The organism is Lachnotalea sp. AF33-28, from assembly GCF_003477885.1.
Taxonomy (GTDB): Bacteria; Bacillota; Clostridia; order Lachnospirales; family Lachnospiraceae; genus AF33-28.
Genome location: NZ_QUEE01000025.1, coordinates 1 through 12,011, shown reverse-complemented (window position 1 = coordinate 12,011; position 12,011 = coordinate 1). Strand labels below are relative to the sequence as shown.

The following is a 12,011-nucleotide window of genomic DNA, read 5'->3' as shown; positions in this document are numbered from 1 at the left end:
AAAAAATGCACTAACATGTAATTTTTTCCATTGTATCCGGGTCTAAGCCGCGGTTATAATACTTTTTGACCGGGAGGAAAACAGACTGAAAATTTATGGAGTAAATTGTGAGGGGGAGAGCTTTATGGATGCATTGCAAAAGCGGGGCGGCAGAAGAAAATTAAAAAAGTCTGAGGTCAGGCTGCTGCTTATGGCGCTGCCGTTTGTCCTGTTTATCATTGTGTTTTATTATGCCCAGCTGTTTGGGTGGCTGTATGCCTTTATGGATTATAAGGCCGGGAAGGCTGTCTGGGAGCAGACCTTTGTGGGACTTGAAAATTTTAAAAAGCTGTTTGCGCACGGCAGCAGATTCATCGCAGCTTTTCGAAATTCTATGATTTTTGGCGTTCTGGGTATTTTAACGGCGCCCCTTCCGGCGGTGTTTGCGATCTTTTTGTCGGAAATCAGAAATTCAAAGATCAAAAGAACGATACAGACCATGTCGTCATTTCCCAATTTTATATCATGGATACTGGTCTTTTCCATCTGCTTTATGTTCTTCAGCTCACAAGGGCAGATCAATCAGATCCTGGTTAGGGCCGGCATCCTAAAGGAATCCGCCAACCTGCTCTCCAATGCGGATGCCGCGTATATCTTCCAGATGCTGCTGGGAGTGTGGAAGAGCATCGGATGGAGTGCAATCATCTATATGTCCGCCATTGCGGGGATCGATCCGGAGTTATACGATGCCGCGGATGTTGACGGCGCAAACCGTTTTCAGAAAATGCTCTACATCACGCTGCAGGGGATTCTGCCCACTTTTTTTGTATTGCTTGTGCTGAATGTCAGCAGCATTGCCAATGCGGGGTTTGATCAGTTCTATGTATTTTATAATCCGATGGTATCGGAGCAGCTGGAGGTACTGTCCACCTATGCCTACCGTATCGGCCTTGGAAACGGGGAGATTTCCTTCGCTACGGCCATCGGCATGAGCCAGTCCATCGTCAGCATTGTGCTGCTGTTTACGGTCAATAAGCTGGCGAAAAAGCTGACAGGAAATTCTGTTATATAAGCGTAAATGAAAAGGAGCCGCAGTATGAAAGGGAATAAAAGTTACAAACGTTATCGTATCCGTCCGTTTGATGTATGCAATGTCCTGATATTAGGGGCGTTTGCGCTGCTTTGCATGTATCCGTTTTACTATCTGATCATTTATTCCTTAAGTAACAGTACACAGGCCGCCAGACAGGATATATGGCTGTTTCCGGCGGGCTTCACTGTGGAAAATTATAAAGTGCTGTTTCGTAAGGCGGACATTCTTCTGGCGGCGTTTGTCTCCGCATCCAGGGCGGTGTCGGGCACGCTGATCACCATATGCTGTTCCTCGTTTTTCGCATATCTTCTGACCAAAAAGGAACTGATCGGCAGGAAGATATTCTACCGGATGCTGGTGATCACGATGTACCTGAATGCAGGGATCATCCCCTATTTCATCGTGATGAAGGCCTATGGGCTTAAGAATAATTATCTGCTGTACATACTGCCGTCCGCAGTGGTGGCGTTTTATGTCATATTGATTAAAACTTATATCGAAGGAATCCCGGCCGAACTGGAGGAAGCCGCCAGGATGGACGGCGCCGGATACTTTACGGTATTTACGAAAATCATCTTTCCGGTCTGTGTGCCGGTGCTGGCGACGGTGGCTGTTTTCAGCGCGGTGAACCAATGGAACAGCTGGCAGGATAATTTTTATCTGGTGAGGGACAGGAATTTAAAAACGCTGCAGCTTTTGCTTCTGGAGTATCTGCAGAGCATGGATTCCACCCTCATAAACGATATCAATACAGCAGCTGCCCGGGCCAACCGGACCAGCGCTTTAAGCATGAAGGCATGCATATCCGTGATTACCATGATTCCGATCATGCTTGTGTACCCGTTTTTTCAGAAATTTTTCGTCAAGGGAATCCTTGTAGGCTCGGTGAAGGGATAGGTGTGCCCGGAAAGGAGCAAAGCCGGAAATATAATGCGCAGCATTTATATTAATAAATGAAAGAGAGGGTAATGGAATGAAGATGGGAAAGAAAATGTGGATATTTCTTGTGATGTCCGCAATGCTCGCATCGCTGGTTACAGGATGTGCCGGGAGGGATTCAGGCGCATCGGCGGAAGGCGGATCTACAGGAGAAAAAGTAAAACTGACCGTATTGATGAACGGTGTCGCTCAGATGTCGGGGGTACAGGATGATCCCGTTACGAAGGCTGTTGAGGAGAAGCTGGGGATCACGATGGATATCATTTCCACCAGCGGGATGGATTTGACTGCTGAGCTAAACGCTCTGATCGCCTCGGATGATCTGCCGGATATTGTGGTGGGGATTACGCCGGAACAGAGGCAGCTATTGGTAGATTCGGAACAGATCATCCCGTTAGACGGCTTGGTGGAGCAATACGGAGGGGAAATAAACAATAAGAAAGCGGGGCAGCAGGCGCTGGAATTTTCAAAAAAGTATTACAGCGATGAAAGCGGACAGCTGTATTTTATCGGGCTGCGCGCCGGTGAGGATTATGACTCCAGTTTCCCGACGGTGGCGCCTTATATCCGCTGGGATATTTATAATCAGATCGGCGCGCCCAAGATAGAGAATATGGATCAGATGCTGGATGTGTTAAAGCAGATGCAGGATGCTTATCCGGAAACAGAGGACGGGAAAAAGGTGTATGCAGTCAGCGGCTGCCTGGCAGATCCGGGGTGGAACACTTTTTCCCTAAGTTCGGCTGAGGCGTTTATCGGTTTCCGCAAGCTGGACAATTATGGACTGGTTGGGACCAACATCTATGATGTTACCGGTTATATCAATGCGATGGAGAATGCGGATTCACCGACCTGGCAGCTCTTTCAATATTGGAATAAAGCGTATCAGATGGGAATCCTGGATCCGGAATGCGTGACGATGAAATATGACCAGTGGGTAGAAAAGATACAGGCAGGCCAGGTGCTCTATGCGCCGTTTAGCTGGTTCGCTACCGTTCCGGTCATGAACGATCCGAATAAGACGTTTCTGCCGGTGACTTTTGAAAATTTTGAGAATGATTCCTTTACCTGCAGCTATGCTTATACTCCGGGCGCGGATCCCTATGCGATCAGCAAAAAATGCAAGTATCCGGAGCGCGCGATGGAATTGCTGAACTATGCGTGGTCCTATGAGGGCTCTTATCTGTTCCAGAATGGAGTGCAGGGTGAGAACTGGGATATCATTGACGGCGAACCGCAGTATCTGGACGCGTATGTGCAGGGACTCAATGACGGAACCGCGGAAGCCGTGCTGTTTGGCAGCTTTTTCGGACCGTTCATGAACGAAGATACAAATCAGCCTATCGCTCTTTCAAAGACCGCGTCCTATTTCGAAAAATACAAATGCACCGGAGTGGTCAAGGAATACTGCGATCAGTACGGCATCACAGCGCCGGTGCAGAATTATACGAAGGCGGGCTACCATATCTGGGATGAAGCGTGGCAGAAAGGGCTCCAGGCCTATACAGGTGATTTGAAGGAAATCGATTCCAGAATTCAGGACTATGTATTGACGAATATACCGAAAATGGTGCTGGCGGAAACGGATGAAGAATTTGAAACAATGCGTTTGAAATTTATGGAAGATATTAATGCCATGGGAGCGCAGGAACTGTATGAATCCAGAATTGAAGATTATCAGAATACGGTGAAGGAAGTTCTGGAGATGCAGAATAAATAATGCTGAAAGCAATTAAATCACCCCAGGCAGCGCCTTAAAAAGCGCGCCCTGAAACAGACGGTGTTTATTCGTTTGATCAGGGCGCGTTTTATGGTTTCATGGGGGAATTGGACATCGCCGCTGTAAGAATCCGTTGCAAACAGGGGACAATCATGCCATAATAAGATAGCGCCGCCAAAAAAGAAACAGCGGGACCGCAGACAGGGGGGCAGACTGTGATTACGGTTGCAATATGCGATGATGAAGAGATATACTGCAGGCAGATCAGAGAAAAACTGACCGCCTTTTCCATTGCGGACAGTATAGACATGGATATAAAGGAATACCGGAGCGCCGAGGAACTGATTCACGCCGCGCAGGGCGGCTGGACCTTCCAGCTGTTGTTTCTGGATATCATGATGAAGGATATGAACGGCATGGAGGCTGCCCGAAAGCTGCGGGAAATGGACTGCGGCGGGCTGATTGTATTTATCACCAGCTACCTGGATTACATGCAGACCGGCTATGAGGTGAAAGCCTTCCGTTATCTGCTGAAAAACCAGATGGAACAGCAGCTTGGAAGGGTGATTGGAGACTGTATCAGGGAACTGGGGGACGGCTCGGTATTTACGTTTCAGTTTGAACGGGAAATACACAGAGTGCGTCAGAAGGATATCCTGTATATGGAGAGCGAAAAACGGCTGATTCACCTGTATGCCGTGGAGTGTGAGTACATATTTTACGAAAGCCTGGACGGTGTGCTGAAACAGCTGGAGGCGGGCATGTTCGTGCGTTGCCACCGGAGTTTTCTGGTAAACGCCGGACGCGTCAGACGGTTTGCAGGTACGGAGCTGGAGCTGGAAAACGGGACGGTGCTTCCTGTAGGAAGAAAGTACAGCGTGGATGTGATGAAACGGCTGCTGCTCTGAATTTGACCTGCGGCCTGCAAAGCCGGATTGTACGGAAGGAACGAAGAGAAGATGAACTGGATAACAGCGTGTGTGGTGATCTGCTTTACAGCGGCAGTATTTTGCTATGCTGGCCGCAGAACAGAAGATTGCTGGCTTAAGCTGGTGACAGCAGTGCAGTTTTTAGCGTCATGCGTAATAATAAGATATATGGTGCAGGATCTGTTTTTCAGCATGGGAGCGTTCCGCGATTCTATGAGATGGCTCGCTTTTTTTATTACTGTGGGACTGCTGCTCACGCTTCTGATTTATTACCTGTTCATTCGCATGAATCAGTATAAAAAGGAATGGCAGCTGAACCGGGCGGAGTGGAGTTTTCCGCTCATTACAGGCGTGTGTTCTCTGATTGTTGTGTTTCTGATCCATCATACGGAGCAGGAATATTGTGTGGGGTGGGCACAGCAGAGGTTTGTGCTCACTGCGGTGATCGGGCTGCAGGAGCTGTTTTCGGAAATCACATTTCACGGCCTCAAGTCGAGACAGCAGGCAATGCAGACAGAGCAGGAGAACGAACGGCAGCAGTCAGATGCCGCCAGATACTATCAGAGTATAGAGGATCATTATGAGCGGAGCAGGCAGCTCTGGCACGATATGCGCAACCATATGAATGTGATGAATCGGCTGATCGGGGAAAAGGATTATGGGAGGCTTTCAGCGTATATGTCGGAACTGGGAGATTCCATTGAGAGCACCATACTGCCGGTGCGCACTGGCAATCCGATTATGGATGCCCTGCTGGGAGATAAACTGTTCCAGGCCGGCAAAAGACAGATCCAGGTCATTCTGGATTTGTGTCCGCTGGACGGATTTTCCATGTCCCCCACCGATATCTGTGCTATCTTCGGCAATATCATAGACAATGCAATGGAGGCCTGCGGCAAGATCACCGATGGGGAGGAGCGGTTTATCCGCATGAAGTTCATGAATCAGGAGGGCGGGTATTATTTTGCGGTATCCAATGCGATCGCGGTTTCTCCTGCAGACAGAAACGGACACATGGAAACCGACAAGCTGAACAGGCAGTATCATGGCATCGGACTTCGCAGTGTGGAAAGGACTGTACACCGGTATGGCGGAACACTTTTGACGGACAATAACGGAAATGTGTTTTCCGTGGTGATCCATCTTCACTGTAAATAGAAGGATGCGCCGGTTTGTTACATGAATTCTGCATTTTGTTACATAAATGTTTGTGGTGCGTCATTGTATGCTAGGATTATGGTGCGGGATGATTTCCGCGCCTTTTCTATTCAATCGGAAAATACAGCCGATTGAATAAAAACGCTCCGCTTGGGATAACAGCCCGGTAAGAGGTATGGACGGAGGTAAGCTATGAAGGTAGTGCGCAATTGGTTGTGGGTGATAAAACAGATTTTTAGTTATGCCCCATGGGAAGGGGCGTTAGTGCTGTTTGATGGGGTGCTGGTCGCCCTGTTTCCGGCGATGAAGATTTATCTGACACAGCAGCTGGTGGACAGCGCGGTATCCCTGGGAAAGAGGCAGGATACCTTGGGCAATGTAATATGGTCTGGCACCCTGCTTGTACTTGTGCTGATACTTTGGATCACACTGCAGCGGCTGGATGCCTGGCTTTTTACTATAAAGATTCGGAGAAAGCTTCACATGAAAATGGCTCCTGTGATTATGGACCGCCTAAGCATGCTGGAATATTCCTGCTTTGAGGATTCCGGCGCGCAGGATCTGTTTGAGCGCATATCGAGGGAACCCCATGTTCTGGTACAGACCTGCTTTCACAGGATTTATATTGTTTTGGGCACAATCATTGTGCTTGTATCTGTATTTTTCATGTTTTTCTCCGTATCTTTCTGGATGGGAATGGGAATTGTGTTAATTACGGTTCCTATGACGCTGATGAATTATTACGCAACTTATATGAAAAATGAACTTTGGAAAAATGCGACGTCTCAGAGACGCAGGGAGAACGATATCCGCAGTCTATTCTCCGATAAACACGCGGTATATGAGATGAAGATGTTCGGCAGTGTGGACTACGTGGGGGACAAATGGAAACATTACAATCAAATCACATATGATGCCATGAGAAAAGAACATCTCCGCCTGGGCGCTGTATACGGTGGCGGCCAGCTGCTTGGGATCCTGTATTTTATTTTTGGGGCAGTGATGACAACAGCACAGCTGGCTGAAGGAAATATTTCCCTTGGCCAGATGGTTTCTGTGATCAGTGGACTGACCAGCGTTTTAGGTAAACTGAGCACCAGCGCGTGGTTAATATCTAATCTTTTACAGCGCTCTATGGAAATTAGCTACCTGATTGATCTGATGCATATGCCGCTTCGCAATGCTGAAGGGTTCTGCCAAAAACTCTCGAATTATGACATCAGGTTTGACCATGTGAGTTTCTCCTATCCGGGCAGTAGCAGAACGGTTTTAAAGGATGTAAGCTTTACGATCCGCGATGGAGAACATGTGGCTTTTGTCGGAGAAAACGGCTCAGGCAAGACAACGATGATCAAGCTTCTCTGCGGACTTTATCCGCTGGAGCAGGGACGTATACTGATTGGCGGCAGGGATATCAGCACCTTTTCCGATCAGATGCGCCGGGAGATGATCACTGTGGTATTTCAGGATTTTCAGAGCTATCAGATGACTTTAAGGGAAAATATAGGGTTGGGTAATCTGTCCTGTCTGAATGACGATTTACGCCTGAAGGAGGCGCTGATACAGGCGGGAGCTGAAGAGCTGTTGGAAAAAAGTCCGGAGGGGCTGGATATGGAGCTTGGCAAGCTGACCGAAAGCGGCATTGATTTTTCAAAAGGACAGTGGCAGAGGGTCGCCACCGCCAGAGCCTTTGTGTCGGATTCCAGATATGTCATACTCGATGAGCCGACAGCGTCTCTCGATCCGATCGCGGAGAGCAGGATGTATGAGAATTTCTCGAAACTGTTTCGGGACAGAGGGACTATCATGATTTCCCACCGCATGGCGTCAGCGCGTATGGCGGACAGAATCCTGGTGATAGACGGAGGAACGATTGCGGAGAGCGGAAGTCATGAGCAGCTGATGGAGAAAAATGGGCTGTATGCCAGAATGTATTCGGCGCAGGCCTCCTGGTACAGAGAGGAGGTACGGGCATGATAGAATGCAGATGGAAGAGATTGCTGCTGGTTATTTTAGCAGGTATGCTGACGTTTGGCGGGTGTGTGGGCAAGGACAGCACAGATACAATTGCGGGCGGCCCGTCTGTAACGGCGGAGGAATTCACTGCACAGACAGCAAATGCAGCGGAAGAATCCTTTGCAGAGACTGCAGCGGCAGATACGGATCAGGTTTCAGAGGACGGATTAAGATATGAGTACCGGAGTAAAAATCTGGTGATGTCCGTCTACTGCGATGAATGGGATAAACTGGATAAGAGCAAAAACGGCTATCAAAATGCAACAGAGTTCCTGCAGGAAACCTCAGAATATTTCAATGATATTGTGGGACTGACAGGAAAGACGGAGGAATATTCAGAATATAAAAATGTAAACATAACGTTTTTGTTTGTAGATTCTGTTTCCTTTACAGCGGTACTGTCTGCGGCAGGAGATGAATTTGAGGCAGAGATTCATCTTAATACAGGATATTTTAAATATGGTGCAGCTCCCGTCGCTCACGAACTTACTCATGCTATATGTCCGTCAGGCCCTTCCCGATCATTGAAAGAAGGATTGCCCTCCTATATGCAGGATGTTGTTGCAGGAAAACCGGCCCCGCACAACTATGGTTTGAATGTTGATATCCTTTGCGCGACCCTGTTATTTGCCCCTGATGCGGATGAAAAAATAAGTGAAGTATTTAAGCTGACAGGAGAAGTGAGATCTTCATTTGATGACCCGCTTTACCGTAACGCTGCATATAATTTTGCCGGTTCCTTTGCACATTATATAATAGAAAAATATGGAATGGACAGTTACATGGCACTGTATTCTGCCGTCAATCCATCTGAAATCTACCGGGAAGTGACCGGGAAAACGCTGGAAGAACTTCATGAAGACTGGAAATTACATTTAATGGAGTATGAAGGAGCAATGTCCGCAGAAGAGATTGACGAGGCTATCTCTAAATTATTTCAATAACAGTGGAAGCGTACTTGAATAAGCAGCACAGGTTATAAACGTGCAGTTAGTGACAAAAGGGGACAGAGACACGGGTATGAGTGAATTCAGATGGAAGAGTTTCATTTGCGTAATTTTGGCAGGTATACTGATGCTTGACGGATGTGCAGGCAAGGATAGCGCAGGTATAACGACGGGCAGGCTGCCTACATCTGCAGAGGAGTCCGTTACGCAGACAACATCCGTGGCGGCAAATATCTTTATAGAAACTGCTGTGGCAAGTATGGATCAGGTATCAGAGGACGGATTAAGATACGAGTATAGGAGCAAAAATTTGGTGATGTCCGTTTATTGTGATGAATGGGATAAACTGGATAAGAGCAAAAGCGGCTATCAAAATGCAACGGAGTTTCTGCAGGAAGCCGCAGAATATTTCAATGAGATTGCCAGGCTGACCGGGAAGTCAGAGGAGTATTCAGAATATAAAAATATTAATATTTCATTTTTGTTTGTGGATTCTACTGTATCGACAACTAACAGGCTGCCTTCATCTGACGGTATGTATATGGCAGACATCTGCTTGAGTATTGAATATTTTGAACATGGAGTGGCTCCGATAGCCCATGAGATTACGCATACGCTATTTCCTTTAGGCATATCCAAGTCACTGGGTGAAGGACTGCCTTCTTATATGCAGGATATAGTTTCCGGCAAACCGGCTCAGCCTAACTATGGTATTGATGCTGATAAGCTCTGTGCACTTTGGTTATTTTCAGAAGAGGACAAAGAAACAGTAACAGAAATTTTTGAAAGTACAGGGGATATAAATAATGCTATATTTAAGAATATAGATAAGCGTACAAGAGCTTACAATTTTGCGAGTTCTTTTACTCACTATATGATAAATAATTATGGTATGGAGAATTACCTGAATATATATAGTTCTATGGATCCATATAGCGTGTATCAGGAAGTTACAGGACAAACACTGGAAGAACTTCATGAAGACTGGCGCAACCATCTGGAACAATATAAAGGAAAAATTACTGCAGATGAGATCGACGAAATTGTTTCTAATTTATTTGAGTAATTTAGTCAGCCTGCAGTTAGCGAACGTAAGGGATGGAGGTGTTACGATGAAAAATAAAGGTCTGCCCGCCGTATGGTGGCGGTGCGCACGGGATGTGTATCATATGATGCGTGTGTTTCTGCTTCTTTACCTTATTCTGTGTTTGCTTGGCATAACAATTGAGAGCATCACTCCATGGATTATGACCCGGGTGTTTGAACTGGCGCAGGAATCTCTGGAAACCGGCCGGGGATGGGACCGTCTCTGGGGCGGGATAGGAGGGTTGTGTTTTGTTATGAGTGTGCCGATCGTGCTTCAGTGCATCAGCGCACTAATGACCGCGCATATTGAGTTAAAGAGCCATATGCTGTTTGGACAAAGGCTGTTTCTAAAGACAAAGAAGCTTCCGCAGGAGGCATTTGAGGACAGTCGTACCTATGATGCCTATCAGATAGCGGAAAAATGCAGCACAGGCAATCAGCTGTGGACGATGGCTTCTTTAGGATTTGATATTTTGGAGCGGGGAATCATCATGATCTCGGCAATTGCCGTAATGGGAACTTTTTCTCCCTGGCTGGTTCTGATCGCCTTGGGAAGTGTAGTGCCGAATCTTCTGGTTGGAGTCCGCAGCCGTAAGCTGGAATACAGACTGTATCATAAACAGATCGGAAAGGAAAGAACAGCCGAATACCTATGGGGACTTTTTTGTAAGAAGGAACCGGTCAAAGAAATGAGAACACTGGGATTTACCTCTTATTTGAAGGAGCGGTGGGTTGATTCCAGAGATGAGATGCTTAGAGAACAGAAGTGCTTGCAGGATAAAATTTTTATCCGTGTCAACGCGGCACACTGTATCCGAAACTTATTCTATGGAATAAATATTGCATTGAGTATTTGGCTGATGTTGAAAGGAATGATCAGTATCTCCCAGCTGGCCGGCTGCATAGCGGCGTTTTCCACGCTGCAGGGAGCTGCTCTGAATCTCACCGGATCCATGGAAGATATTGTTTACTGCGGCAAAAGTGTGTCGGATTATTACCGATACCTGGAGCTTCCCGAGGAACAGGACGGCGGCAGGGAGTATCCTGAGTTTAAGGGAGACATTGATATGGAAGGAGTCACATACGCCTATCCAAACATGCAGGAGAACGCGTTGACCGGTGTGGACCTTCAGGTGCAAAAAGGTGAGCATGTCGTGATTGTGGGAGAAAACGGTTCCGGAAAAACGACGCTCACCAAGCTGCTCACCGGCTGTTTGAAGCCGAAGGACGGTATGGTGCTGTACGACGGAACGGATATTGCGGGGATGCGCAGAAACAGCCTGCTTCGCCATATCTCCATGGTCTCACAGAACTTTGTGCGTTACAATTTTACGTTAAGAGAAAATATAGGGATCTCCGATGTGGAGCGGATGAGCGACGACGCGGCTGTCAGCCGGGCTATCCGCCTGGCGGATCTGGATGAAGTGAAGCGGATTGTGGGAGGGTTGGACGGAAAGCTGGGCAGAGAATTTGGCGGCAGCGAACTATCCGGCGGGCAGTGGCAGAAGGTAGCGATTGCCAGATGTATTTTCCGCCTAAGTGATATCGTCATATTGGATGAGCCTACCAGCGCTTTGGACCCGCTGATAGAATATGATATATTGAGCCGCTTTATGGAGATGATGAAGGATAAAACGGCCGTCATCATTTCCCATAGGGTTGGCATCTGCCGCATGGCGGACAAGATTGTGGTAATGAAGGAGGGGAGAGTGGCGGAAATTGGCCGCCATGAGGAGCTGCTGCAGAAGAACGGTGAATATTCGCGCATATGGCGGGCGCAGGCCAGATGGACAGTGGAGGGATAAGAAAAGTGTAAAAGTTAAGACATGCCGGTACTTCTCGGAGAGCCATTAAATATCAATGTTTTCATATCAAATTAGCAAACCCTTTCAAAGATACGCGTTTGATATAAATAGGACACAGCTTTATAAAGCTGCACTGATGTGCGCGCAGGTCATCAACCTGGCGTTTGGTGACAATCTGCGCGCTTCACGGAGCGAGAGCGCGTCTCAAAAAGGATCATATTCTGCTGATAACATGGAACGCCTGGAGTGCTATTTGGATGGAGGAAGATATTTTTTCACATGCTCTGGGTTTGTCAAGTAAAGTGTGTAAATTTTTTTGATTTTTTATCGGCGGTCAAT

At 47.3% G+C, this 12,011-nt stretch carries 9 protein-coding genes; all 9 read left to right on the top strand.

All coding sequences use genetic code 11. From position 1 onward, the window contains the following. Positions 1-124: 124 nt before the first annotated feature. A complete protein-coding gene (locus DWZ56_RS21975) occupies positions 125-1,051 on the top strand; it encodes an ABC transporter permease (RefSeq protein WP_118558775.1) in 927 nt (308 codons plus the stop codon). A gap of 24 nt (positions 1,052-1,075) precedes the next feature. Then, positions 1,076-1,969 carry a carbohydrate ABC transporter permease gene (locus DWZ56_RS21970; protein ID WP_158584691.1) on the top strand — a complete coding sequence of 298 codons (894 nt, stop codon included), beginning with the start codon at positions 1,076-1,078 and terminating at the stop codon, positions 1,967-1,969. A 76-nt stretch (positions 1,970-2,045) separates the two neighbouring features. Beyond that, positions 2,046-3,731 (top strand): extracellular solute-binding protein, encoded by a 1,686-nt coding sequence (locus DWZ56_RS21965; protein WP_118558773.1) that lies wholly within the window; start codon positions 2,046-2,048, stop codon positions 3,729-3,731. A gap of 215 nt (positions 3,732-3,946) precedes the next feature. After that, a complete protein-coding gene (locus DWZ56_RS21960; RefSeq protein WP_118558772.1) occupies positions 3,947-4,639 on the top strand; it encodes a LytR/AlgR family response regulator transcription factor in 693 nt (230 codons plus the stop codon). A 51-nt stretch (positions 4,640-4,690) separates the two neighbouring features. After that, on the top strand, positions 4,691-5,818 hold the full coding sequence (locus tag DWZ56_RS21955; RefSeq protein WP_118558771.1) for a sensor histidine kinase: 1,128 nt from the start codon (positions 4,691-4,693) through the stop codon (positions 5,816-5,818). A gap of 192 nt (positions 5,819-6,010) precedes the next feature. After that, positions 6,011-7,795, top strand: a complete 1,785-nt coding sequence (locus DWZ56_RS21950) for an ABC transporter ATP-binding protein (protein ID WP_118558770.1) — start codon at positions 6,011-6,013, stop codon at positions 7,793-7,795. Between the two features lie 236 nt (positions 7,796-8,031). Continuing rightward, positions 8,032-8,778 carry a hypothetical protein gene (locus tag DWZ56_RS21945; RefSeq protein ID WP_147369464.1) on the top strand — a complete coding sequence of 249 codons (747 nt, stop codon included), beginning with the start codon at positions 8,032-8,034 and terminating at the stop codon, positions 8,776-8,778. Between the two features lie 76 nt (positions 8,779-8,854). After that, positions 8,855-9,847, top strand: coding sequence for a hypothetical protein (locus tag DWZ56_RS21940; RefSeq protein ID WP_147369463.1), 993 nt, complete (start codon positions 8,855-8,857; stop codon positions 9,845-9,847). Between the two features lie 46 nt (positions 9,848-9,893). Then, positions 9,894-11,672 carry an ABC transporter ATP-binding protein gene (locus tag DWZ56_RS21935; RefSeq protein WP_158584690.1) on the top strand — a complete coding sequence of 593 codons (1,779 nt, stop codon included), beginning with the start codon at positions 9,894-9,896 and terminating at the stop codon, positions 11,670-11,672. Positions 11,673-12,011: the final 339 nt, after the last annotated feature.